The organism is Pelosinus sp. UFO1, assembly GCF_000725345.1.
Classification (GTDB): Bacteria; Bacillota; Negativicutes; order DSM-13327; family DSM-13327; genus Pelosinus.
In genome coordinates this window covers 2,144,978-2,169,027 of sequence record NZ_CP008852.1, presented here as the reverse complement: position 1 = coordinate 2,169,027, position 24,050 = coordinate 2,144,978, and the positions used below count along the sequence as shown (strand labels likewise).

Annotated in this window: 28 protein-coding genes; 2 read left to right on the top strand and 26 right to left on the bottom strand. The window is 35.5% G+C overall.

Features of this window, described 5'->3' with window-relative positions; all coding sequences use genetic code 11:
* Window positions 1-4: 4 nt before the first annotated feature.
* A complete protein-coding gene (locus UFO1_RS10050) occupies window positions 5-1,162 on the bottom strand; it encodes a D-alanyl-D-alanine carboxypeptidase family protein (protein WP_038670440.1) in 1,158 nt (385 codons plus the stop codon).
* A 193-nt stretch (window positions 1,163-1,355) separates the two neighbouring features.
* Here UFO1_RS10050 and UFO1_RS10045 point away from each other — a divergent pair, with 193 nt between their 5' ends.
* Window positions 1,356-1,544 carry a hypothetical protein gene (locus UFO1_RS10045; RefSeq protein WP_038670439.1) on the top strand — a complete coding sequence of 63 codons (189 nt, stop codon included), beginning with the start codon at window positions 1,356-1,358 and terminating at the stop codon, window positions 1,542-1,544.
* A gap of 118 nt (window positions 1,545-1,662) precedes the next feature.
* Here UFO1_RS10045 and ytfJ read toward each other — a convergent pair whose 3' ends face one another.
* The 6 genes from ytfJ to UFO1_RS10015 form a co-directional block, all read right to left on the bottom strand.
* Window positions 1,663-2,103 carry a GerW family sporulation protein gene (gene ytfJ, locus UFO1_RS10040; RefSeq protein ID WP_038670437.1) on the bottom strand — a complete coding sequence of 147 codons (441 nt, stop codon included), beginning with the start codon at window positions 2,101-2,103 and terminating at the stop codon, window positions 1,663-1,665.
* 2 nt (window positions 2,104-2,105) lie between these two features.
* Entirely contained in the window at window positions 2,106-2,771 is a 666-nt protein-coding gene (locus tag UFO1_RS10035) for a DUF2953 domain-containing protein (protein WP_038670435.1), read from the bottom strand.
* Window positions 2,772-2,862: 91 nt separating this feature from the next.
* On the bottom strand, window positions 2,863-3,378 hold the full coding sequence (gene scpB, locus UFO1_RS10030) for an SMC-Scp complex subunit ScpB (protein WP_038670433.1): 516 nt from the start codon (window positions 3,376-3,378) through the stop codon (window positions 2,863-2,865).
* Between the two features lie 7 nt (window positions 3,379-3,385).
* The gene (locus tag UFO1_RS10025) at window positions 3,386-4,093 is read right to left on the bottom strand and encodes a ScpA family protein (protein ID WP_038670431.1); all 708 of its coding nucleotides are present in this window, start codon (window positions 4,091-4,093) and stop codon (window positions 3,386-3,388) included.
* 2 nt (window positions 4,094-4,095) lie between these two features.
* Entirely contained in the window at window positions 4,096-5,085 is a 990-nt protein-coding gene (trpS, locus tag UFO1_RS10020) for a tryptophan--tRNA ligase (RefSeq protein WP_038670430.1), read from the bottom strand.
* 16 nt (window positions 5,086-5,101) lie between these two features.
* Window positions 5,102-5,722, bottom strand: a complete 621-nt coding sequence (locus tag UFO1_RS10015) for a site-2 protease family protein (RefSeq protein WP_038670428.1) — start codon at window positions 5,720-5,722, stop codon at window positions 5,102-5,104.
* A 228-nt stretch (window positions 5,723-5,950) separates the two neighbouring features.
* On the opposite strand from UFO1_RS10015, the gene UFO1_RS10010 reads away from it, so the two are divergent.
* The gene (locus UFO1_RS10010) at window positions 5,951-6,694 is read left to right on the top strand and encodes a DUF4363 family protein (protein ID WP_038670426.1); all 744 of its coding nucleotides are present in this window, start codon (window positions 5,951-5,953) and stop codon (window positions 6,692-6,694) included.
* Window positions 6,695-6,720: 26 nt separating this feature from the next.
* On the opposite strand, the gene UFO1_RS10005 is transcribed toward UFO1_RS10010, so the two are convergent.
* The 19 genes from UFO1_RS10005 to recN all read right to left on the bottom strand — a co-directional run bounded on the left by UFO1_RS10005 (window position 6,721) and on the right by recN (window position 24,047).
* Window positions 6,721-8,223, bottom strand: a complete 1,503-nt coding sequence (locus UFO1_RS10005; protein ID WP_038670424.1) for a spore germination protein — start codon at window positions 8,221-8,223, stop codon at window positions 6,721-6,723.
* Window positions 8,201-8,809 (bottom strand): stage V sporulation protein AE, encoded by a 609-nt coding sequence (locus tag UFO1_RS10000; protein ID WP_305809538.1) that lies wholly within the window; start codon window positions 8,807-8,809, stop codon window positions 8,201-8,203. Before UFO1_RS10000 ends, UFO1_RS10005 begins: the two co-directional genes overlap by 23 nt.
* Before the next feature lies 1 nt (window position 8,810).
* Window positions 8,811-9,497, bottom strand: a complete 687-nt coding sequence (locus tag UFO1_RS09995) for a hypothetical protein (protein ID WP_038670420.1) — start codon at window positions 9,495-9,497, stop codon at window positions 8,811-8,813.
* Between the two features lie 9 nt (window positions 9,498-9,506).
* On the bottom strand, window positions 9,507-9,899 hold the full coding sequence (locus UFO1_RS09990) for a hypothetical protein (RefSeq protein WP_038670418.1): 393 nt from the start codon (window positions 9,897-9,899) through the stop codon (window positions 9,507-9,509).
* The gene (spoVAE, locus tag UFO1_RS09985) at window positions 9,899-10,246 is read right to left on the bottom strand and encodes a stage V sporulation protein AE (protein ID WP_038675077.1); all 348 of its coding nucleotides are present in this window, start codon (window positions 10,244-10,246) and stop codon (window positions 9,899-9,901) included. The genes UFO1_RS09990 and spoVAE overlap by 1 nt, the downstream gene beginning before the upstream one ends.
* 42 nt (window positions 10,247-10,288) lie before the next feature.
* The gene (gene spoVAD, locus UFO1_RS09980) at window positions 10,289-11,296 is read right to left on the bottom strand and encodes a stage V sporulation protein AD (RefSeq protein WP_038670416.1); all 1,008 of its coding nucleotides are present in this window, start codon (window positions 11,294-11,296) and stop codon (window positions 10,289-10,291) included.
* 11 nt (window positions 11,297-11,307) lie between these two features.
* Complete coding sequence (spoVAC, locus tag UFO1_RS09975) at window positions 11,308-11,760, bottom strand: stage V sporulation protein AC (protein WP_038670413.1); 453 nt, start codon at window positions 11,758-11,760, stop codon at window positions 11,308-11,310.
* A gap of 168 nt (window positions 11,761-11,928) precedes the next feature.
* The gene (locus UFO1_RS09970) at window positions 11,929-12,129 is read right to left on the bottom strand and encodes a dodecin family protein (protein ID WP_007934091.1); all 201 of its coding nucleotides are present in this window, start codon (window positions 12,127-12,129) and stop codon (window positions 11,929-11,931) included.
* Between the two features lie 319 nt (window positions 12,130-12,448).
* On the bottom strand, window positions 12,449-13,180 hold the full coding sequence (locus tag UFO1_RS09965) for a SigF/SigG family RNA polymerase sporulation sigma factor (protein WP_038670410.1): 732 nt from the start codon (window positions 13,178-13,180) through the stop codon (window positions 12,449-12,451).
* 10 nt (window positions 13,181-13,190) lie between these two features.
* Entirely contained in the window at window positions 13,191-13,622 is a 432-nt protein-coding gene (gene spoIIAB / locus UFO1_RS09960) for an anti-sigma F factor (protein ID WP_038670408.1), read from the bottom strand.
* 10 nt (window positions 13,623-13,632) lie between these two features.
* A complete protein-coding gene (spoIIAA, locus tag UFO1_RS09955) occupies window positions 13,633-13,968 on the bottom strand; it encodes an anti-sigma F factor antagonist (RefSeq protein ID WP_038670406.1) in 336 nt (111 codons plus the stop codon).
* 104 nt (window positions 13,969-14,072) lie between these two features.
* Complete coding sequence (locus UFO1_RS09950) at window positions 14,073-15,248, bottom strand: D-alanyl-D-alanine carboxypeptidase family protein (RefSeq protein ID WP_038670404.1); 1,176 nt, start codon at window positions 15,246-15,248, stop codon at window positions 14,073-14,075.
* A gap of 118 nt (window positions 15,249-15,366) precedes the next feature.
* Entirely contained in the window at window positions 15,367-16,692 is a 1,326-nt protein-coding gene (locus UFO1_RS09945; RefSeq protein WP_038670401.1) for a pyrimidine-nucleoside phosphorylase, read from the bottom strand.
* A gap of 236 nt (window positions 16,693-16,928) precedes the next feature.
* Window positions 16,929-17,816: a site-specific tyrosine recombinase XerD gene (gene xerD / locus UFO1_RS09940; RefSeq protein WP_038670399.1), complete on the bottom strand. Its 888-nt coding sequence runs from the start codon at window positions 17,814-17,816 to the stop codon at window positions 16,929-16,931.
* A 510-nt stretch (window positions 17,817-18,326) separates the two neighbouring features.
* Window positions 18,327-18,968, bottom strand: a complete 642-nt coding sequence (gene spoIIM, locus UFO1_RS09930; RefSeq protein ID WP_038670395.1) for a stage II sporulation protein M — start codon at window positions 18,966-18,968, stop codon at window positions 18,327-18,329.
* Between the two features lie 113 nt (window positions 18,969-19,081).
* Window positions 19,082-19,609 (bottom strand): NUDIX domain-containing protein, encoded by a 528-nt coding sequence (locus tag UFO1_RS09925; protein ID WP_038670393.1) that lies wholly within the window; start codon window positions 19,607-19,609, stop codon window positions 19,082-19,084.
* A gap of 225 nt (window positions 19,610-19,834) precedes the next feature.
* A complete protein-coding gene (gene spo0A, locus UFO1_RS09920; protein ID WP_371256684.1) occupies window positions 19,835-20,692 on the bottom strand; it encodes a sporulation transcription factor Spo0A in 858 nt (285 codons plus the stop codon).
* Between the two features lie 77 nt (window positions 20,693-20,769).
* Window positions 20,770-22,113, bottom strand: a complete 1,344-nt coding sequence (gene spoIVB, locus UFO1_RS09915) for a SpoIVB peptidase (protein ID WP_038670389.1) — start codon at window positions 22,111-22,113, stop codon at window positions 20,770-20,772.
* A 218-nt stretch (window positions 22,114-22,331) separates the two neighbouring features.
* Window positions 22,332-24,047, bottom strand: a complete 1,716-nt coding sequence (gene recN, locus UFO1_RS09910; RefSeq protein WP_038670387.1) for a DNA repair protein RecN — start codon at window positions 24,045-24,047, stop codon at window positions 22,332-22,334.
* Window positions 24,048-24,050 lie beyond the last annotated feature (3 nt).

Sequence of the window (24,050 nt, the reverse complement as noted above, 5' to 3'; positions counted from 1 at the left end):
CACTTTAGGCAAAATTCTTAATGAAAAATGTAAAGATACTCCAAGCAGATGTAAATAGCGTGCCAAAGAAAGATTTACGTTCGACACTTTCTTCTGCAACTAGATCAATAGTAGCAATTTCGGTATTATTATAAAGGACTCTAGCGGTACCAAGTTTTTGTCCTTTTACTATTGGAGCTTCCATTTTACTGGGCGCGTCAACGATTGTATGAAATGCATCTTTATCTGATTCTGAGACAGGAACAGAGATACTAGTATCAGCTAACAATCTCACTACTTCCGACTTGCCATTTAGTACTTTAATGGTATTTAATATATCGCCCTGCTCAAACATTTTTTCTGATTTTATCTGAGCAAATGCAAAATCTAACAAGGCTTTTGAATCGTCCCACATGGTTTCACTATCCAAAACTACTGCAACTAGTTGTATATTATTACGCTTAGCACCTGAGACCAAACAACGTCCAGCAACATCGGTATAACCTGTTTTTACACCGTTGCCCCCTTCATAAAACCAAAGCATTTTATTTTCATTGTATAAATCACGATCAAATCCTTTACCTGGCCAAGGAATCACTTTATGCTCAGTACTTACAATTTGGGTAAACAAGGGATTTTTATAACCATATGCTGCAATTCGTGCTAAATCATGCGCAGTACTATAATGATTTGGATCAGGTAAACCACTAGAATTAGCAAAATGGGTGTCCTTAGCTCCAATCGCATGTGCTTTCTCTGTCATTAATTTAGCAAAGTTTTCTACCGATCCTGAAATATGTTCTGCGACAGCCACAGTGGCATCATTCCCTGATATAAGCATAATGCCATACAACAGGTCAATCATTTTTAAACTTTCTCCTTGCGTTAACCAGAGAGAGGATCCCTCAGTACTAGCAGCATTGGCACTTGTAGTGACTAGATCATCAAGATTACCATGTTCAAGAGCAACAATTAAACTCATCATTTTTGTAGTACTGGCAGGATATTTACGTTCCTCAGCATTTTTACTGTACAAAACCTTGCCTGTAGCTGCATCCATAACAATAGCTGCCTTCGCTGTAACATTAGGAGAATTGGTAGACGCAAAGCCAACAGTTGTTGTAATAACTGATACAAACATAAAAACAACAATGGATGCGATTACTTTCTTTTGTTTAATCATGAATTTTTCCCTTTCTTGAATGATGGTTAAAACAACTCTTTTATATTATAACGATGTTCTGTCTAATCGTCAAAACAAAGATACATTTTTACGATAGTAGTAGGAAATAATACTATATAGTTCGCATTAATTAAAATAATTAATTCTTTGTTTTAATTTAATGCCTTCTCGATAAAGTAAAGGGGGTGAATTTATGGAATCACTAGATATGACAACTGCTTTACGCAATACGTTAACGCGCAAACAAGAGTTAGTGCGCGATTACCAAACCTTTGCTAAACAGATTAAAAATGCAGATGTTTCTAAGATGTACAGTCACTTTGCAGAAGCAGAAGCGTTACATGCAACCCAAATTAAAGAAAAATTAGATCAATTACAATAAGATACTACCTACTAAGTAAAAAACCGCACTATAATGTGCGGTTTTTTACTTAGTAGTATATGTTACTACTTCTTTACTAAAATAAACTTGATTTGAGGTGAAGCAATTGAATAAACAATTACTTACCTTGTGTTTCAGCAGTTTCCGCTAATTCATCCATATCATCCATACTATCACTCTTCGTGTTTTCTAGCATTTCTTGAATCTTAGTCAATACCTTAGGTACCAAATCTATTAATCTATCATAAATAACATTCCCTTCTACCGGCATAAAGCGAACGCCATGCACTGCTGAGCAGACTAAAAAGCCTACTGGCTTTACGCTTACTCCTGCACCACTACCACCACCAAATGAAATAGCGGCTTTAGACTCCTCTATGTTTTCGGGTTCACAATTGCCTCCTCCAGCTGCAAAACCAAAGGATACTCGAGAAATTGGTATAATGATAGTTCCGTCCGGAGTTTCAACAGCATCACCAACAATTGTATTTACATCTACCATATCTTTAATACTTTCCATAGCTGTTTTCATTAGCCCTTGAATTGGATGTTCAGACACTTTTATTTCTCCTTTTCATTTTTAATAGCATATATACTCCTAATTGCTTTTATAACATTACCAAGTCTTATGCTGAATATACATTGAAAATCTACCTCGCACTGATTACATCCAAATATAGGATGTAACATAATAACCGGTTTACCAAGTAAAGTAATACGTCTTTTAAATTGAGTGATCAAAAATGTTTGCCCTGTCCATAATAATCCTGCCATGATTCCTGTTAGGGCAGCATCCTCTGCCCCATAGGCAGTTTTCCAGTAAAATTTTTCACAAACTATTAATCTAAGGATCTTATCAATAGCCTTGGAATACAAATGAGTGAAATAATTAATTTGGTGAATAGCATGCTTTAATTTACTCGGCCGCTTACTATATAACTTTGCCATCTTATCTATAAGGCGTTTTTCCTTTTTTTTATATACTTCATCGCTAGCGTTAGCAGTTTTTAATACAGATTGAATTAAAAAGGGACTCTTATTATCGTCTACTTCTACAATCGGAACTTCCATCTGATAGACTAACAATCTTTTTAACATAGAAACATCTACCTTAATATAATCATTCTTACCATTACGCTTATATTTAATATCTATATATATCTTACTAAAAAAAAGTAGCAAACTAATTATTATAATAGCGATTAGTAACATTAACCAAAGTTCCACTCTTGTTGCTCCCTTACTATTATTCTTTACGTCTTCTTAGTGTTAACCTAAGAATAGATACATATACAAAAAAACAGCCCCTAGGGGCTGTTTACGGTAGAAGTTCGATTAAAGGAGGTAAATCTTGTAGGCCATTTAAACCAAAACATTTTAAAAACGTCTCGGTTGTTCCATATAAAATGGGTCTTCCAATAGCTTCTTTACGTCCTATTTCTTTTATCATTTGCCGCTCATTTAATGTAGCTAACACTCTATCAATCTTCACACCACGGATACTTTCAATTTCTAGCTTTGTAATTGGCTGTTTAAAAGCGATAATTGATAAGGTTTCCATAGCAGCAGCGGATAACTTATTATCTTGAACTTGCCCTAACCTTTCTAATATAGAAGATAATTCAGGTTTAGTGCAAAGCTGGTAACCAGCAGCAACTTTAACAATCGTCAATCCACGGCTATCTTCAGCCATATCTTGTATTAGCTGTTCAACCAATAAATTAATATGTTCCTCGGGGATTTCAAGAATTTGTGCCATTTTATGTGTAGAGATTGGATCGCCACTAACAAAAAGTAGAGCTTCTACATGCTTTTTATATTGTAAGTAAAACATTAATTCTTCACTCTTTCAATGTAATATTGATGGCTCCAAAGCGTTCTTGCTGAGCAATGATCACCCTTTGCAATTTCACTAATTCTAGTAATGCTAAGAAGGAGGCGATTACCTCGGATTTAGTTCCTTTACGAATTAGAGTCTGACTAAATTCTAATTTTCCCTTGTATTTATATAATAAGTGGATAATATCATACATCTTATCCTGCACACTAAATTCCTCACGAGAAACAAGTTCATAATCATCAATACTACTTTCCCATACCGCAGCAAATGCTACTACCAAATCATTAATATTCAATCCTTCAGGTAATGGGATCTTCACTGGGAATTCTTCTGGTAAACGGGTGAAGAAATGTTCTCGCTGCCGTAACATGTTTTCCATCACCGCAGACATTTCCTTAAACTTGCGATATTCTAATAACCGATCAACAAGTTCTTGACGTGGGTCTTCTTCCTCATCTATTTCAATGGTCTGTGGTTTTCGTGGTAATAACATACGCGACTTTATTTGTAATAAAGTTGCTGCCATGAGTAAAAACTCACTAGCAACATCAATATTAAACATCTCTAAGGATTTAAGATATCCTAAGTATTGCTCCGTTACTATTGCAATAGGTATATCATAAATGTCAATTTGATTTTTTTCAATCAAATGCATTAATAGGTCCATTGGGCCTTCAAAAACTTCTAATTTAATTTTATATTCCGACATACTTAAGCAAGGTTCATGACTTGGCGAACTTCTTCCATTGTCTTCGCAGCAACTTTTCTTGCCCTTTCGCCACCATAAACTAAAATTTCTTTAACCCGCCCTGGATTAGCTTCTAACTCTTGACGGCGTACATGCATATCGGCCAAATTAGTAACCATCTTCTCTGCTAAACATTTTTTACAGTCTACACACCCTAATGTTGCTTGCCGGCAAGATTGAGCAATTTCAGCAGACTGTTCTTTGTTGAAAATCTTATGAAAAGTGTAAACGGTACATACATCAGGATTCCCTAGATCTGTTCTTTTGACCCGCTGAGGATCCGTTACCATTAGACGAACCCTAGCCCTAAGTTCATCAGGACTAGCCGCAAAAGGAATTTCATTCCCATAAGATTTACTCATCTTTCTCCCGTCAATACCTGGTAAAACAGCAGCCCGACTTAAGCTAGCTTGAGGTTCGGGAAAAACAGGTTGGTATAAATTATTAAATCGCCGTACTATTTCGCGTGACAACTCTAAATGTGGAATTTGATCTTCCCCTACAGGAACTATATTTGCTTTATATAAAATGATATCTGCAGTCATTAACTCTGGGTATCCTAAAAAGCCGTAGGTATTTATATCCTTTCCTTGTACACCCAATTGCTGTAATTTATCTTTATAAGTAGGTACCCGTTCTAGCCAAGATAATGGAGTCATCATGGATAATAATAGATGTAGTTCTGCATGTTCTTTTACATGTGATTGTACAAAAATAACGTTACGCTCTGGATCAAGACCAGCACTTAGCCAATCTAAAGCCATTTCGTGAATACGTTCTGGAATCTTACTCGTGTCCTCGAAGGAGGAGGTTAAGGCATGCCAATCAACTATACTAAAAAAACACTCATATTCATGTTGTAATTTTACCCAGTTTTCTAATGCACCCATATAATTTCCCAAATGAAATTTACCTGATGGCTGCATGCCACTAAAAATACGTCCTTTATTCATTTCAAAGTTCCCCCTGTTAAAGAATTTTTCCTACTAATTGATTAATAATAAAATCTAAAGCACTATAAAATGGTCCAATAAAAACGTTAATCATATTAAAAAGGACTAGTGCCATTAAAATAAATGGAGCATAGGGCTCAATTCTCTCAAAAAAATAAGCTTGCCGTCCTGGCAATAGATTCATTAATACTTTTGATCCATCAAGTGGTGGTAAGGGAATCATATTAAAAACTGCAAAAATTAAATTATAGCTATAAGTAAAACTTATAATCATAGCTATTCCACTTGAAAGGAGATGCAACTTAAATAGTACACCATAAGTAATGGCAGCCACAAATGCCACAATTACATTTGAAATGGGCCCTGCAAGAGAAACTAATATGTTTCCTTTTCGCCAATCTGCAAAATTGTTAGGATTAATTGGTACTGGCTTGGCCCAACCGAATTTGAATAGCCATAACATAATCAGTCCGAAGGGATCAAGATGGGCAATAGGATTTAATGTTAACCGTCCCATCATTCGTGGAGTATTATCTCCTAGCCATACCGCCACTCTAGCATGAGCATACTCATGAATAGTCAAAGCAATAAGTAGAGCTGGAATTCTAAATATCATATTTTCATCGAAACCAAACACTCTTGTTCCCCCTCAAGCTATACTACTTTCTCATAAAAAGCAAATTGTAACCTAATTATACTAGAAAAATTTAGCTAAAGCAAAAAAATAACCCTATTTAAAATATTTTATGAGAATCTTGGCTAGATGAAAGAGATATTATGGATTTATCCCTTCTATTTTACTAAAAATTAAGAATAAATAGTATACTACACGCAAATGCTATAGTCAAAAGGAGGGGTAACTGCATTGTCACGACTAAAATCATCCTATAAAAAGCTGGCAGCAATAATTAGTATATCATTACTGCTAAGTGGTTGCAGTATGTTTAGCCCAGCAAAGAAGCCAGAAATAGGACCTGCCGGAAAACCGGTAGAGACTAAACCAAATCCACCTTTAACCCAGCGATTTACAGCTCCGCCGGAAGAATTATATGATTTAGAAGCCACTGCTGGAGTTATCTTTGAAGGCATTGTAAATGGTAACTGGGCGCAAGCTGAAAGTGGACTAAGTACATTACAAGCATTATGGCCTCAGATAAAGAATCAAATTGGTGACAAAAAAGGAGTTAAAGAGGCTGACGGTGCTCTAGAGAAATTAGTAACTGATATTAGTGGACATAAAAATGCTGATTCTTATGAAAGTCTTAATAAATTCATGGCTAACATTAGTGATATAGGCAAATCATATAAGCTTTCACCCCTTTCAGATATTGTTGCAGTTGGTAACACGATTAGAAACGTTAGTTTCTATATCCACGATATGGCTTGGAAAAAGGCCCAGGCCAAAATGAAAGAACTAGAGGGCACCTGGGGGCAAACCAAGCCTAGTATGGAAAAGATAGGAATCCTCTCTGAAACAACCAAAACTCATTCCTCGGTAAAGCAACTAAAAGACGCCGTTGAAGCTGAGAATAAGGGTTCTGCAGAAGAACACATAGCAAATATAAACGAAAGCATGGCGAAAATAAGAGAATACTATAAGGGAAAATAATGAATCCTCGCTTAAGCGAGGATTCATTATTTGTTTTCATCTTTGTCTTCATCTTTTTTATTTTCATTCTCTAATCGGTCAGGATCTAGAGGTTTTAATATGGCAGGACGTAAAACTTTGCTTGGTAAAGGTAATCGTAGTAAGACATCTTTCATCCCATTTAAGTTAAAAGGTAAGAATGGCCATAAATAAGGAATTCCGAATGACTTAGTAGTAGCCATTACTATAAAGATACCTATTAATCCTACTATTAAACCTGGTAACTTGAAGAATAGAACTAACAATAATAAAACCGCACGAAAAAACCTTATAGCCATAGCAAATTCTATACTTGGCGTGGCAAAAGCACCAACGGCTGCCACAGCAGTATAAAAAATAATTTCATTACCAAAGAGACCAACTTTGGTAGCAAAATCACCTAACATAAAGGCACCAATAAAACCAAGAGAAGTAGCTTGCGCAGTCGGCACGTGAACAGTTGCCATGCGTACTAGCTCTACGCCGACCTCAGCTAAAAGGAATTGAAAACCAATGGGAATAATCCCCGGATCCCGCGGGCCAAGAAACGCCAAAGCCTCTGGTAGTAAATGACGCTGTAAAACCAATGCCAGCCATAATGGAGGTAATAACAAAGATAATAATATGCCAAAAAGTCTTACTAGGCGAAGATAAGACCCAATCATTACGTGCTGATGAAACTCTTCTACATGCTGTACGTGATGCCAAAAGGTAGTTGGAAGTATCATTATATTCGGTGAGTTATCAGAAATTATGCAGGCATGCCCTTCTAGCAAATGAACTACTGCGACATCGGGACGTTCCGTATATCTTATTTTTGGCAATGGATTCCACTTACTTCCACCGACAATATACTCCTCTATAGCCTTTTCTGCCATCGGTATACCATCAATGTTGATGTTATTTAAGCGTTGTTTTACGATATCTATAAGCTTAGGGTCCGTAATATCTTTGATATAGCAAACGGCAATATCTCCTCTTGAGCGTACACCTACTTTTACGATTTCAAAGCGTAAATTGGGGTCACGTAGGCGTCGTCTAATTAATGCTGTATTGAAGGGTAACGTTTCAACAAATGCATCTCGTGAACCTCTAGTTACTTTTTCAATAGTGGATTCACTAGGCATCCTTGCAGGATATGCTCTAGCATCAAAGATTATTAGTTCCGTTTCTCCATCTACTAAAAATAACAATTCACCAGATAATAGACTCGTTACCGCATCTTTCATATTATCCATTAACTTCACTTGAGAATGCGTTGCTCGAGTATAAAACAACTTTTGTAAAGTATTTATTGATAACTCTTCTGGATGTAGTGTAAGCATATCCTGAAAAACATTGGTAAGTATTACGTCATTTGTCATACCATTGATTGAGAATGATGCTGCCCTTTTGTGTCCTACCTTATATTCACGAAAAATAATGTCAAAGCTTTCTCCAACGCCTAATAAGTCCTTTAAATAATTAATATTATGATCTAAGTCTTTATTAATTCTCTCTTGTTCTTCCATATTCAATGCCACTCCGTTTTAAAATCTCTTCAATTGCTTTACGAGTAATAGGTGCACCTCGGCTTATATCATCTGCTCTATCCATTTTGCCAATGTCTCCTATCCCTACAATAAAAGGTATGTCCACATCATTTAGTACATCTACCGTATCTCCCGTAATAATAGACTTATTATGATGCCCACCTTTTATAGCGCCATTTTTATCGACAGAACGATTATTTACGATGTCACCTCCACTGGTAATACATTCATCAGTAGCAATTCCAGCTATACCAGTTGTATTTGATGCCACTGCAACAGCTCCTAAAACCTCAATATCAGGATGAGAAGCCACATATTCCATAGCAACTTCTCCATTGCCTTTATGACGACTGCCCCTATCATCAAACATAACTAATACCGGATCATGATGAACTTGTTTTAATAAAGTAACAATCTCTTGTCCACTTATTGGAGTGGGATTTCCGCCAGAAGCCGAGATACAACGTAACCCCAGGGATGTAGCCATTTCCTCTACAACATGTTGCGCGACTCTATCACCATCTGTAACTAGTATTACTCTTATTTTTTTTGACAATACTTTCACCTCAAGATTTATTTTTGTTTTCTTCACCTAATAGATTACTAATATTTGTAGCAACTTTTTCACTTTTTTTAATAACTTGCTTAAGTTTTTCTAAACTATTTTCTAGCTCGTTAGCTAACTCATACTGCGCTTGTGCTAGTACCTGACTCGCCATCTGAGCTGGCATATTACTTTGTTGTTGATTTTTTGTATCTGAATTTTCACTACTATCATTTTGTGATTTCGAAGATGTATTTATACTATTTTCATTTTTGCCTTTTTCTTGAAGTGTTGCACCTACTAACTCTTTTAGCTGTTTTAGTAATTCCTGATCTGTTTTTTCCTTACTACTACTACCACTAGTTGATTGTTCCACTTCTTCTTGCTGTGTGGATTTTTTATTAGAGGATTGACCACCTTGTGCTTGGTTCCCTACATTTTGTTTTTCTTTGGTGGATCCTTTTATTTCTTCCAATTGATTATTTACTTTTTCTAATAGTGATATAACATCCTTATTAGATAGTTTGCTGGCATTATTCACTGTATTAGCTTGCGCCTGAATAAATCCTTGAGCCATGTCAGCAATTAAACTATCTGTATTACAGTCTTTTTGCGAAATGGAATCTCCCTGTTTTTCTACTTTATTTGTCTGTTGTTCTTCATTTTTTCTTCCACTATTCATTGAACGTCGTGAAGCTCTTTTTTGCACAATTGCACCTCACATAAAAATCTTCCAAAGGTTAATAACGCAGGATACGATACACAATCGATAATTTATCACAGAAAAAGGAGATTTTAGAATACTTATCGGATTTAGTAATCGAGACGTTGATTCAAAGACAATTCCACCTGTTAGAGAGCTTGCAATATAATTTGCTAAGGAACCACTAAATAAAATCAAAATTCCTATAAAACTTGCATTATAATTACTAACTTCTATTGTCCCAAAAGCCCCAGCTGCTACTATACTATCAATTTGCCCATGTAGAAACACAGTAATTAAAATGCCACCTAACTCGTGAATAAATGCAGCTACTAAAACATAGTGAGGATAACGTATTCCTATCAGAAGAATTGTTGCAGCTATACCAATAATGTCGACTGCTAGCATTATCCGCCTTTACTCCTAGGGTTAAATAATACTGCCATAAAAAAGCCAAAAACAACTGCGGCCATTATACCTGAGGCTGTTGACCTTAGAGCACCGCTAAAGATTCCCAAAAAACCATAATTATTTATATCTTCAATCGTCCCACTGACTAACGCATGACCAAAACCTAACAGCGGCACAGTTGCCCCAGCTCCAGCAATGTCAACCAATGGCTGATATAAGCCTAGTCCACTTAATATTCCTCCCAAAACCACAAATAGTACTAAAACGTGGGCGGGCGTTAGTGGTGTTACATCCATTAACAATTGACCAAGAACGCACAAGCCTCCCCCAATGACAAAAACCATAATATATAGTTGCAATATTCCCCCCCCTTTTTCTACATGAAATTATAATACTTCTACTGCTACTGCGTGAGCAATACAAGGAATTGACTCTTTTTGTTGATAAGAAGTTGTACTATGTAAACTTCCAGTTCCTAAAAAAAGGATTTTTTCCCATTTACCACTCATTAAGTTCTGGTATATAAGACCAGTAAAGACAATTGCCGAACTAGCGCATCCACTCGCACCTGCGTGAGCATCTTGTTCCTCTCGATAAATCATACACCCACAGTCTTGGTAATTCGTTGCTATATCAAGGCCTTTTTCTTGCAGCAATTGGATTACTAAATCTCTTCCTACACTCCCTAAATCACCAGTGAAAATCATATCATAATAATTTGGAGTCCTTCCTGTATCTTGAAAATGTTGCCATAACGTATCAACAGCTGCTGGCGCCATTGCAGGTCCCATTGCGTTGGGATCTTTAATACCGAAATCTACAATCTTACCAATAGTTGCTCCGGTAATGCGTGGACCAGTTCCCGATATTGAAACAACGGTTGCGCCCGAGCCCGTTACTGTCCATTGTGCACTAGGGGGTCGTTGTACACCCATTTCATTAGGAAATCGATATTGACGTTCTGCAGCATCATGGTGACTAGAAGCAGCAGCTACAACCTTACTAGCAAAGCCACCATCTAACATTATCGCGCTAAGCAACATGCCTTCTACCATAGTGGAACAAGCTCCATAAAGTCCTAAAAAAGGTCTCTGTAAATTTTTCATAGCGAAATGAGTACTCATTAACTGATTTAACAAATCACCAGCAAAAATACAATCAATATTATCTATTGTACTATTTTCTTTTTCTACAGACTTTTTAATAGCATATTCCATCATATAAGATTCACATTGTTCCCAACTAGCTAAACCGTGTAAATTATCCTGCATAATCGTATCAAAATATTGTTGTAAGAATCCTTCCCCTTCCATAGGGCCAACAATATTGGCTACGCTTGTTATTACTGGTGGATTTGCAAATAGAATACTTTGCTTTCCTTTCTTTTTATTCACTTAATCACCTCCTATAGTCTTAGCCAATAAATTAATCCTATAATGAAAGATGTTATCATTCCATAGACTAATACTGGTCCAGCAATAACAAACATTTTCGCACCCACTCCAAATACATAACCTTCCCGCTTAAACTCCATAGCAGGTGCTACGATTGAATTAGCAAACCCTGTGATGGGTACGATCGAACCTGCTCCAGCCCGTTTACCTAAATCATCATAAAGCCCTAACCCCGTTAAAAAAGACCCTAAAAACACTAGTACCACTGTAGAATAGGCTGATGCTTCCTTCTTCACAAACCCTAGCCCTACAAAATAATCTGTAATTAACTGCCCCAAAGTGCAAATAATTCCCCCTACTATAAAAGCCCAGCAAATGTTTTTTAACAAGGGAGGCTTAGGTGTAAGGTTATCCACTTTACTTTGATATTTCTCTTGTTGCATTTCCTGCTGCTCGTTTTTCATTCAATTCACCTTTAAAAAAATTTATCGTATTAACTTTTCTACCTTTACAAAAGAAGTCTTTTCTTATTTTGACCACAGTGTTCTGAAATATGCGTTAAAATAGATAAAAGTTGTTTATCTAAAGAGAGAGTACCAAAAAGGCACTCTCTCTTTAACATCCATATACTTTTAATGATTTACTTTAAAAGCTACTTTTACATCGGCTTTGTATTCTGCTATGTGCCCATTGTCAATATTAGCAGTAAAGTTAGTTACTTCAACACCCAATATGTCATCAATTGATCTAGATGCTTCCATGACTGCATTGTCTACTGCGTCTGTCCAGTTATGACTAGAAGTTCCAACTAATTCAATAACTTTTACAACCATGCTTATTACCTCCTTGATAAAATAATGTGGTTCCTCTATAGTTTGCGCACAACTATTGGTATTATACTTGCTCATATTTTTTCTATAAGAAAATACCGTTATATTTTACATAAGAACTCTATTCGTTACTATCTGGTAGAAAACTTGCTTTGCCCGTATAGGTGATCGATGTGGCAACTTGCCATCAAAGAAAAACCATGTAAATATACCTGTGCCTAACGTTACTACCAGCGCTATAATAATATATTTTTTATTGCGAAACACGATTCTCACCTCTACTATTATTATGTCCTTTTAAATAAAAAAATAAGACCTCTATTTAGGAGGTCTGCATAAATTCTCTCATTAATTTAAGAGCATATTTTTCAATTCTCGATATTTGCACCTGAGATAATCCTATTATCTCAGCTACCTCTGCTTGTGTTTTATCAGCAAAAAAACGTAACTGAATCACTACACGCTCTTTTTCTGGTAAACGTAACAAAATTTCTTTTAGCGCTAGGTTTTCAAAATAAGCATTGTCTTGCCCATCACAATACTTTAACTGATCAAGAAGAAGTATTGGATCTCCACTATCATGAAATACACTGGCATATAATGATACAGGTGATTGATTCGCTTCAAGTGCCGCTACTATTTCTTGCGGTACTAAGCTTAAATCTTTCGCAATTTCCGCTATTGTCGGTTCTCGGCCTAAAAGACCTTGTAACCTTTCTTGGGTACGATGTACTTTATATGCTAGCTCCTTAATAGGCCGACTAACTTTAACAGGATTATCATCTCGCATAAATCGACGTATCTCACCAATAATCATTGGTACCGCATATGTAGAAAATTTGACACTAAATGTAGTATCAAAACGTTCGATTGCTTTCACCAGCCCAATACACCCTAACTGAAATAAATCATCCCATTCATACCCACGGTTTGTGAATCGATGTACAACGCTTCTAACAAGATTTATATTATTTTCTAAAATGTATTCCTTAGCGATCTGATCACCGTTTTGTGCTTTAATTAGCAAGGCCTTTATCTCTTTATCTTCAAGCATGGCGTACCACCTAATGCTCCGTTTTTAGTAACGTTTTTTTTACCATTCGCACTTCTGTACCTTTGTTGACCTCTGACGTGATTGCCAGTTCATCCATAAAGGATTCCATAAATGCAAATCCCAAACCCATACGTTCTGGATCAGTCGAATAGGAAGGCTGCCGTGCTAAATCAATATCCGTAATTCCTTTACCATGATCAATGATAATATATTCTAATTTATCATTATACAGAGTCATTCTAATTTCTATTTCCCCATTCTGGTATTCATATCCATGTATAACAGCATTAGAAACGGCTTCTGATACAGCAACTTTAATTTCCTCAATTTCATTTAAAGTAAAATCAATTTGAGCTGCAAAAGCTGCAGCACTCACCCTGGCAATACCAACATTTTCGCTAAGACTTTGAATACTCATTGTAATTTGATTTTTTATTGCCATGATGCCCTCCTCATAAACATTCTAACGCTTCTTTTTCTGAATGATATAGCTTAATAATCTTTAATAAACCTGATAACTCAAATATTTGAGATACTTGTGGTTGAATTTGAGTCGCGGACATAACACCGCCCAAGCCACTAATTTTCTTATAACGTCCTAAAAGAACTCCTAAGCCAGAACTATCAATAAAATTAACACCTTGTAAATTAAATAAAACATTTTGTACACCGCTTGTTTCTAATGCGTTATCTACCTTTTGCCTAAACTCTGCTGCAACATGCATATCCAATTCGCCTTCGACTCGTACCAAAAGGACACCTCGTTTCAGTGATGTAGTTATATTCAATATTTTTTTCCTCCTCACTTAGCTCTGCTAATATTATTCTTCAAAAGGTAAATTTTTCCTGCACAAAAATAAAAAAAGCGGAATTTTTTCCGCTTTAACTATTATTACTTTATAGAGAATAGGTTAGTAATCATATTTTGCAATGTCCTGAGTAAACTTGCCTTTTCTATAGCTTTTTCCGCTACTAAATCGACCTTACCTACTTCTTTACCATCACGTAATACTAATAGTTCTCCATATTTTTGACCTTGTGCAACAGGAGCTGTAACCGCAGGATTTACTACCACTTTCTTTTGTATATTTTTACTTTCACCTTTACCTAATAATAAAGTTAAGTTTTCAGAAGCAATTAGTTGAACTTCTTTTTCCATCCCTTTATTAATCATTATTCTTTCAATGACTTCTCCAGCATTTACAATAGACATTGCAGAAAAGTTCGCGAAGCCCCAGTCAAATAATTTTATACTTTCTCTTAAATGAGAACGTGGTTCAGGTGTACCAAATACAACAGATATCAACCGTAAGCCGTCACGCTTCGCTGTTCCAGCGAAACAATATTGGGCTTCTTGTGTCCAGCCCGTTTTCAAACCATCTGCTCCCTTATACCACCATAATAATTTATTTGTATTTACTAGCCAATTTTTCCCATCACGCAACCAATATTCTTTTATACCACAGAGCTCCATATATAAAGGATGTTTGACCGCTTCTTTAGCAATGAGTGCTGTATCATATGCACTCATATAATGATCAGGTGCTGGTAGACCATTTACATTTGCAAAATGAGTATCATTAAGCCCTAGACTAATACAACGTTGGTTCATAGCCTCCACAGCAGCTTCTTGGCTTCCATATATATGTTCCATAACAGCTACTGCAGCGTCATTAGCGCTAACCACAGCGATGGCAATCATTAATTCGTGTAAAGTCATTGTCTCGCCAGGTTCTAACCATATTTGTGAACCACCTTGGTGCCAAGCATTTTCAGATATTTGTACTGTGTCGGTTAATTTAACCCTGCCTTGTTCTACCGCCTCAGTCGCTAATAACAAAGTCATAGACTTTGTAACGCTTGCAGGCGGTAAACGTTTGTGTGATTCTTTTTCATATAGGATTGTACCATTACCATCCATCAAAATAGCGGATTGCGCCGTTGTTTGAAAGCTTGCATTTATTGCTTTCTTATTGTCGGCAGCTTGTATCGTTTGATTGAAGGCACTTGTTAAAACTAAAATACAGACAAGAAGAAGAATCATTCTAAATTTCTTCAGTCGACACATAAGCAAAACACTCCTTTCTCTTTTTTTTAGCTTCTCCAAGATAAAAACCAATTACACTGGAAATTTAACAATAAAAAAAGACTAGCTAAGCTAGTCCAATTTTTGGTTTAATATAATTTTATATAGCCTGGAACCCTTGTATATCTACAGTTCCTAAAACTAACTTGGTTTTAGAAACTTTATCACTACCAATTTTAATAGCATCTAAAAGTAATGCCTGCACTTCTTTTACATGGCGTTCATCGTTGGCATAGATAGTACAAAGAAGCTGCCCTTTTTCAACAAAGTCACCAACTCGTTGCTCTAACATTATTCCAGCTGCTAAGTCTATTTTTTGCCCCTTGTACTCTCGCCCAGCCCCTAATCTCATAGCACAATTGCCAATTTTTGCAGCATCAACCATTTGTACAAAGCCTCTATCTGTACTTACTACTTTAACCTTTATTTTTGCTTGTGGCAATAAATTTGGGTTATCAATTATGTTTGCATTACCACCTTGGGCTAATATAAACTCTTTAAATTTAGCTAAGGCTATTTTGTTATCTAACAATTTAGTTAAGGTTTCATAGCCAACAGTAATATTTGGTACAGCACGAGCCATATGAAGCATATGAGCTCCTAGAAATAAACTAACATGTCTTAGAGATTCTTCCCCACGTCCACTTAATATATTTATAGCCTCTTGTACTTCTAGACTGTTACCAATGGCTTGTCCCAGTGGCTCATCCATACTACTTACGATAGCTCTAGTTTCTCTTCCTACTAATTGACCAATGTGTACCATAGTTTCAGCCAATTTTATTGCATCTTCCATTTTTTTCATAAAGGCGCCCTTACCGACCTTTACATCAAGTAGAATTTTGTTGGCTCCAGCAGCAATTTTTTTGCTCATTATTGAGGAAGCTATCAAAGGAATACTTTCAACCGTAGCAGTTACATCTCGTAATGCGTAGATCTTACCATCTGCTGGTGCAATATCAATACTCTGGCCAATTACTGCTACATTATGTTTTTGCAAAATACTAATAAATTCACTTTGTGATAGAGTTGTCTTGATTCCCGCAATAGCATCTAATTTATCAAGTGTTCCACCTGTAAAACCTAATCCTCTTCCCGACATTTTAGCAATTGGTACCCCAGCTGCCGCTATTAAGGGTGCTAATATTAACGTGGTAGTGTCAGCCACGCCACCAGTGCTATGCTTATCTACTTTAATACCAGGAACAGCAGTTAAATCCATCATATTACCTGAATTGGCCATTGCCATAGTTAGCGTTGCGGTCTCTTCAATCGTCATCCCTTGAAAATATACTGACATTAACCACGCTGCCATTTGATAGTCAGGTATTTCATCATTCGTATATGCATGAATCAAAGTGTTGATTTCCAAATCGGTGAGAACAAAGCCATCACGTTTTTTAGTAATAATATCTAACAGTCTCATTTATTTCACCTCAGAATTTCTTGTGAAAAAAGCTCTGTCCTTAACTAATAATATTTTCAAAAGAGTAGAAATTAACTTTCTACAAAATCCATCGGGTCAATAGGAAATAAGCTTAATCCTATTTTTTTCAAGACAGAAAAAAACTTGATGAGCACACAATCTAGCTATCCTATTGGCCCAAAACAAATATAACAATTAATTTCCTTTTAAAACTAGCCTAATTACTTATGCTACTACTATGCTCGGGGATGTGTTTTATCATACACTTCTTTTAAGCGATTTTTAGTAACATGAGTATAAATCTGCGTAGTAGAAATATCTGCATGACCAAGCATTTCTTGTACAGAACGTAAATCGGCACCATTTTCTAGTAAATGTGTAGCAAAAGAGTGACGCAATGTATGAGGAGTAATCGCTTTACTAATATCAGCTTCCTGTGCATATTTTTTTATAATTTTCCAAAACCCCTGCCTTGTCAATCGATTTCCATGATGATTAACAAAAAGGGCGGCTTCTTCATATGTACGTATTAGTTTAGAACGTCCTTTACCAACGTAATCCTGTACACACTTGGCAGCTATCGAGCCTAAAGGAACTATACGTTCCTTGGCACCTTTACCATAACATTTTATATATCCCATCTCTAAATTAACGTCTGATATATTCAAAGATATTAATTCAGAAACGCGAATGCCTGTAGCATATAAAAGTTCTAACATTGCCTTATCCCTAAGACCTGTAGGTAAAAATCCACTAGGTTGTTTTAATAATTCCTCAACTTCACCAATACTTAGAACCTTTGGTAACTTTTTCTCAAGTTTTGGAGACTCAAGATTAGCAGCGGGATCCTTTTCTAAATAACGTTCACGTACCAGATATTGATAAAATGATTTTATTGCAGCAAGGTTGCGGGAAATTGTGGAAACGGCTCTTCCTTTAGATTGAAGATTATTTAAATAACTGAGGATGGTAGTGCGATTAGAGTCTTTTAAGATTTCCATATTTCCATTTTGTAAATAAACTTGGAATTGATGCAAGTCACGACCATATGATTCTAGCGTATTTTGTGCCAAACCTCTTTCAACTGCAAGATAGTTAATAAACTCATTAACATAACCTTCCATTTTTACCACCCTTTTTCTACTTTTCCAGTCATAAAATCACGAAAATCTTTCTAATTCCTTATTCCACATAATATTCTCTTTTCCTGTTTAATATTAACAAAATCCATACTTTATGGCATTTTTTTTTGTTAACTATAATTTATTATATTTGAGATTACCCTTAGCGGCTTCTCTAATAAATGTTCTTCACGTATTTTAAGTTCAGGAGGATTTAGATACCACAACAAACTTAACAATTTCGGCAAAATATAAAATACTATAATTACTAAGATAATTAACTTAAAAATAAGTTTTGTTTTCTTTATAAGACTGTTTCCTGAGAAATTAATTACCACTTTTCTACTCCACCTCCTAATTAGCTTAACTTAATATAATGCTTATTCACTATCTACCTGCTTTATTCAACTATAAATAGAATAAGGACTGTAAAATTTACAGTCCTCATAATTATTATTCCAATACTCAAATTAATAAATAAAAGAATAGCCGAGTATTCTTTTATGCTCACTGCTACTTCGCTAATAAGCTTGCTGCTAGTTTCATAAATACTGGTGAAATATATACTTCTAGCAAAGCTGCAAACAGCATAAGGGCTAAAATTATCATGCATAAAATTGAATACCGAATTGCTTCATACCATATATTTACCTTACCATAGGTCTTACGGCGTAATAGCATAAGAGAAAATGTAGTTGCTGATACACTAAGCACTAAGATAGCTGGAACGGCAAATAAATTATGTGGCAGTACGGATGCAAATGCAAATAATAATCCTTTCATGACATATTCATTTACTAAAAATCCTACAGTAAAGCCAATTATAAAACCCCTTGTAAATAAAATAAATAATACAAAAGGTATTCCAACAATAGTAAATCCTAGTATCCACATTAAAACTACTGTTTTAGCGTTGTTAAACATTACGACACCAATCATAGTTTCAGAGGAGGCAACTTCTTCAGTTCCCTGAGCCAATCCTGTAAAAAAAATACGCAAGTAATTAATAAGTTCAGTTTTTTGTTCATCTGGCAATATCTTTACAGCTAATGCCCCCACAACAATACCAATAACAAAAATAAGAATCATAAAAAAATAAGCAACAATGTTTGCCTTTAAATACATTCCAAAATTTTGGCGAAGATACCCCAGCATGCGACCATCCTCCCTGTTTCTTCTGTTATGATATATGTCATGCAAGCTGAGTTTATACCTTATTTGTCCACTTACTTTATCGTGTTAACTTATTCATTTAAAAAATAACTTGGTTATATTTCTGCTAACAATAAAGCAAGCATACTTTTAGCATCATTAATTTTACCATCGGCAATCATAGTTTTTATTTCTTCTTTTGTATACAGTTCAACATCTAAAAATTCATCTTCGTCTAGCCGTTGCTTAGATACTGATAATTGATCAGCAATATAAAGATGTATTATTTCATCAGTAAACCCGGGAGTAGTATAAATAGAGGTCAGCTTTTTTATATTTTTTGCGATAAAGCCAGTTTCCTCTTCTAATTCTCTTAATGCACACGCATCAGGATGTTCACCATAATCTAGTTTCCCAGCTGGTATTTCTAGCATGACCTTACCTACAGGATAACGAAACTGTCTTACTAATACAATTTTCCCCTCTGGTGTAATTGGAACAACCGCTACAGCCCCAGGATGTTTAATAAATTCTCGTGATGCTTCAGTACCATTTGGTAGCTCTACTTTATCAGAAAATACCTTGAGCAATTTACCCTCGAAAACTACTTTTGTGTCTATAAATTTTTCCGCTAAATGACTCATAAGATTACCCCCAATTTATCGGTATATTTAGGAATACGTATACATATATTACTTTTAAGAACATTTATATTAAAATAATATTTATAAATCCTAATGGACATTATACACTTCTATAATTCTTACCCAATCACCTTCACCTTATGTATAAAAGTTACTTCGTTCACCACGAAAAAGCCCTACATACTAGTAATCTAGTTTGTAGAGCTTTGTTCTAAAAGTGATAACTTATGCCCGCATTTCCAATCTTAATTTATCGGCAATCATTGCCATAAATTCTGAGTTAGTCGGTTTTCCTTTTTCCAACTTAACAGTATAACCAAATAAACGATTAATCATATCCATATTACCACGACTCCAAGCCACTTCAATGGCATGTCTAATAGCGCGTTCCACACGACTAGGTGTAGTAGAATATTTTTCAGCAATCATAGGATATAAAACTTTAGTTACAGCACCCAATAAATCAATTTCAGTGATAATCATCATAATCGCATCTCGTAAATATTGGTAACCCTTAATATGCGCTGGAATACCAATTTCACGGATAATATTAGTAACTTCTACATCAACTGGGCGAGCCTTAATTGCTTGAGCCACGACTGGGCGCTGTGTTGTGATAGTAGTGGCTAATTGTCTAATTCTACTAGCTAGTACATCCATATTGAATGGTTTTAATATATAGTAGTCAGCCCCTAATTCTACGACACGCTGTGTAATACTTTCTTGTCCAAAGGCAGTAAGCATTATAACTTTAGGCCGCTTAGCAGCTAATGTATTAAGACGTTCTAAAACGCCGATACCATCAAGATGAGGCATAATAATATCTAAAATTACTACATCAGGACTTTTCTCTTCAATTATTGATAAAATTTCTTCACCATTGTAAGCAATACCAACTAATTGAAAATCTGCTTGTTGAGTAAGGTAGTCCTGAACAATACCAACAAATTCTCTATTGTCATCTGCAATAGCTACTTTAATTGTTTCTCTAATCACGTAAAATCCTCTCCCTGCTGTTTTCTCTAATAATATCAATTCGACAAAGCTATATAAATCCCTTCCTTCTATGGAAAAAAAAACCATATTTTAGCTTATTATTTATCGTTAAATTGTTACACATTTTGCCTAAATATTACAAGCAAAGAGGTTCTTATCTATCTTTAATATGTATTTTCCATAAAAAAACCAGAAAACGTAAATAGTTTTCTGGCAGATTGTTTTTCAGATTTAGGAACTACGCCAATTTCCATTAGCATCCAGTCAATAAAGCATCCGTAGCCTCTAGTTGGATCATGAACAAATACATGGGTTACTGCACCAACTAACTTACCATTTTGAATAATAGGACTACCACTCATACCTTGGACAATACCACCTGTTTTTTCTAGTAGAATAGGATCAGTTATTTTAATAACGAGTCCTTTACCATCAGGATATTCTTGTAAGTTTACTTTTTGAATTTCAATTTTAAAACGCTCAATGGTTTGCCCATCTACAACTGTTAAAATCTCAGCAGGCCCCGTCTGAACTTGATTCATTGAAGCAACAGGTATTGCTTCAGAATATAGGTCATTTGCTATGTTATCATGCAACTGTCCATATATACCGAACTTAGTATTTTTCTGTATATTTCCCAGCAGATGGTCTTCATCAATAAATACACCAATTTTTTCTCCTGGTTGTCCTCTCTTACCATGTTGAATTCCCGACACTGCCGCTGACACTATTTTACCTTGAGCACAATCAATCGGTTGGTTTGTATCGCTATCTGTGATTACATGCCCTAACGCCCCATAAGCATGAGTTTTCGGATCATAAAAAGACAAGGTACCTACACCAGCAGCACTATCACGTACAAATAATCCAACTCTGTATCTTTTGGTATCATTACATAGCACTGGTTTTAAATTAATTGTTATTTGTTCTTCACCACGTTTTATAAGTATTTTTAATATTTCCTGTTGTCTACCAGTATTGTCAATAATTTCAGCTACTTGGCTATCGCTTTGTACAGGAATATCATTAATACTTAAAATAACGTCACCAACAGTAATTCCTGCATCTTTCGCCGGCGTTACATATTGCTCATTATTCGTAGAAACAGGTGAATTCCCAACTACTATGACACCCCGAGAATGTAATACAACACCTATCGAGTGTCCTCCAGGAACCAATTTAATAGTTGGTAGCACATCTACTTGTACTGTCCGAATGGGAATGATACCTAACAGTTTAAATTGAATAGTAGCTGTTCTTAATTTTAAAGTTTCTAAGAATACGGATCGGGATAACGCATATTTGGGCAGAGCGGATTGGTCTTCTTCATCGGGCTCAACACTTAGTGTTAAAGGAAAATTAACATTAAATAACGCAACTTCTCCTTCAATGATACGCATATGAGGTGGAAATTCATAGATAGTACGAAACTGCGGCGAAAAACAGAAGGCAACAATTAACACTGCAAGACACATTCCCAAAAGAGAACGGTACCTACTATTTTTCATATTTTTATTATTTCCCCCTCCCTAATCGTATTCAAAACTACCTAGAAAAAAACAGTCATACGTTTGAGTAAAGAGAAGACACCAAGAAAATTGATTTTTCTTCTTAACCTCTTAACTTTAAAGATTCCCGTTTTATAAGGCTATTATTCTGTTGATATTCACGTATAATCTTATGTATTTTGAAATTCGGCGATTTTGACGAAAAATAAAGCGCAAGCTTATGCTTGCGCTTTATTTTCCCATTTTTCTTTTTTACGATATGCAGAATCAAACATTTGTTTGGCATTGTCCAATGCGATTTTTGTTATATCAGTACCTGAAATCATTCTTGTTATTTCAAGCAATTGTTCCTCTTTATCCAAAACTTGGATTACAGTATTCGTTCTTTCACCCTCAATTTGCTTCTTTATATAAATATGGCGATCAGCCATACACGCGATCTGTGGTAAATGAGTGATACACAACACTTGTCTAGTCGATGCCACTTTAGCAACCTTTTCTGCTACCATATGCCCAGCTTGACCGCCTATTCCAGCGTCAATTTCATCGAACACCATAATACCAGCAGCATCACGATGGGCACAAACTGTTTTTATTGCTAAAGCAATACGAGAAAGTTCACCACCTGAAGCAATTTTATACAAGGGTTTGGTTTGTTCTCCAAGATTGGCTGAGAATAAGAAAATTACTTCATCAGCTCCATTAAAAGTAAAGTTTGAGCTTTTTGTTACTTCTATACTAAATTTCGCGTTTGTCATGCCTAAATCATTTAAATGTCCACAGATCTGCTTAGCAAGTAATTTAGAAGCTTCTTGTCGCAAAGCCGTAATCTTTTCAGAAAATTGCCCTAATGACCTTTCTATTTCTTTCTGTTGTTCACGCAATTTGATGATATTTTTATCATAATTATGAATATCTGCCAACTCGGAAAGTGCAGACTCATAATAAGCTAATATTTCTCCAGTACTTCCACCATACTTCTTTTTCAGCTTATAAATCAAATCCATACGTTCTTGCAATACGGATAAATTATTGGGATCATAATCAATTTGATCACTATATACGCGCAAATCCATGCAACTTTCTTCTAATTGGTATAAAGCATCACTGATAACATTAAGTTGTCCCTGTATTCGGTTATCATAACGAGCAATGACTTCTAGTTCATGTTTTACCTCAGCCAGTGCTGGTAAAATACCCTTCATTCCATTACTACTTTGTTCTAACAAAAAATAGGCACGATTGACAGCAGTGGTAATTTTCTCAACATTAGCTAGTACGGGTAATTGCCTCTCAATGTCTTCCTCTTCATTGGGCTTTAGTTCTGCAGCAGCTATTTCTTGTGTTTGCCAACTGAGCATATCAATACGCTGAGCTCGTTCTCTTGAATTTTGTTCGAGTAACGATTGCTGTTTCATTATTTCTTGCCAATTCTGATAAACGATATGATATTCACCCAAAATGTCTTTAATTTTATTATCAAAAGCATCCAATAAAAATAAATAAGACTCGGGGCGTAATAAAGCCTGATTTTCATGTTGACCATGCATATCAACAAGTTTTTCACCTATTTGTCGTAAAATAGTTACAGTAACATGGCATCCATTAATCAAGATAACATTTTTACCTTGTCGAGAAAAACGACGGCTTATGATTAATATTGCATCATCTTCTACGATAATGCCCTGATCTTCTACTATTTTATAAATGGTAGAGTTCTTGGAAATATCAAATACTGCCTCAACTCGAAAATAATCACAACCAGTGCGAATCGAATCAACAGATGCTCGATTGCCTAAGATAATACTGAGGGCATCAATTAAGATCGACTTACCAGCACCTGTTTCTCCAGTTAGTATATTTAAACCCTCATCAAATTCCACCATAGCCTGCTCAATTAATGCAAAATTAGTAACAGTCAATGATTTTAACACGTA

What these genes read in the sequence shown, in the direction of transcription:
- UFO1_RS09945 (WP_038670401.1), bottom strand. Translation starts at nt 16,692, where the DNA reads ATGAGACTGTTAGATATTATTACTAAAAAACGTGATGGCTTTGTTCTC.
- spoVAC (WP_038670413.1), bottom strand. Translation starts at nt 11,760, where the DNA reads ATGAAAAACGAGCAGCAGGAAATGCAACAAGAGAAATATCAAAGTAAA.
- scpB (WP_038670433.1), bottom strand. Translation starts at nt 3,378, where the DNA reads ATGTTTTACTTACAATATAAAAAGCATGTAGAAGCTCTACTTTTTGTT.
- trpS (WP_038670430.1), bottom strand. Translation starts at nt 5,085, where the DNA reads ATGAATAAAGGACGTATTTTTAGTGGCATGCAGCCATCAGGTAAATTT.
- UFO1_RS10045 (WP_038670439.1), top strand. Translation starts at nt 1,356, where the DNA reads ATGGAATCACTAGATATGACAACTGCTTTACGCAATACGTTAACGCGC.
- UFO1_RS10050 (WP_038670440.1), bottom strand. Translation starts at nt 1,162, where the DNA reads ATGATTAAACAAAAGAAAGTAATCGCATCCATTGTTGTTTTTATGTTT.
- UFO1_RS09950 (WP_038670404.1), bottom strand. Translation starts at nt 15,248, where the DNA reads ATGTGTCGACTGAAGAAATTTAGAATGATTCTTCTTCTTGTCTGTATT.
- spo0A (WP_371256684.1), bottom strand. Translation starts at nt 20,692, where the DNA reads ATGGTTTTTTTTTCCATAGAAGGAAGGGATTTATATAGCTTTGTCGAA.
- UFO1_RS09925 (WP_038670393.1), bottom strand. Translation starts at nt 19,609, where the DNA reads ATGAGTCATTTAGCGGAAAAATTTATAGACACAAAAGTAGTTTTCGAG.
- spoVAE (WP_038675077.1), bottom strand. Translation starts at nt 10,246, where the DNA reads ATGGTTTTTGTCATTGGGGGAGGCTTGTGCGTTCTTGGTCAATTGTTA.
- spoIIAB (WP_038670408.1), bottom strand. Translation starts at nt 13,622, where the DNA reads ATGGCAATAAAAAATCAAATTACAATGAGTATTCAAAGTCTTAGCGAA.
- UFO1_RS09965 (WP_038670410.1), bottom strand. Translation starts at nt 13,180, where the DNA reads ATGCTTGAAGATAAAGAGATAAAGGCCTTGCTAATTAAAGCACAAAAC.
- xerD (WP_038670399.1), bottom strand. Translation starts at nt 17,816, where the DNA reads ATGGAAGGTTATGTTAATGAGTTTATTAACTATCTTGCAGTTGAAAGA.
- spoIIM (WP_038670395.1), bottom strand. Translation starts at nt 18,968, where the DNA reads ATGCTGGGGTATCTTCGCCAAAATTTTGGAATGTATTTAAAGGCAAAC.
- UFO1_RS09990 (WP_038670418.1), bottom strand. Translation starts at nt 9,899, where the DNA reads ATGCTAGCAGTCGACATTATTGGTATAGCTGCAACAATTCTTCTGATA.
- UFO1_RS10005 (WP_038670424.1), bottom strand. Translation starts at nt 8,223, where the DNA reads ATGGAAGAACAAGAGAGAATTAATAAAGACTTAGATCATAATATTAAT.
- UFO1_RS10025 (WP_038670431.1), bottom strand. Translation starts at nt 4,093, where the DNA reads ATGTCGGAATATAAAATTAAATTAGAAGTTTTTGAAGGCCCAATGGAC.
- spoIVB (WP_038670389.1), bottom strand. Translation starts at nt 22,113, where the DNA reads ATGAAAAATAGTAGGTACCGTTCTCTTTTGGGAATGTGTCTTGCAGTG.
- UFO1_RS09970 (WP_007934091.1), bottom strand. Translation starts at nt 12,129, where the DNA reads ATGGTTGTAAAAGTTATTGAATTAGTTGGAACTTCTAGTCATAACTGG.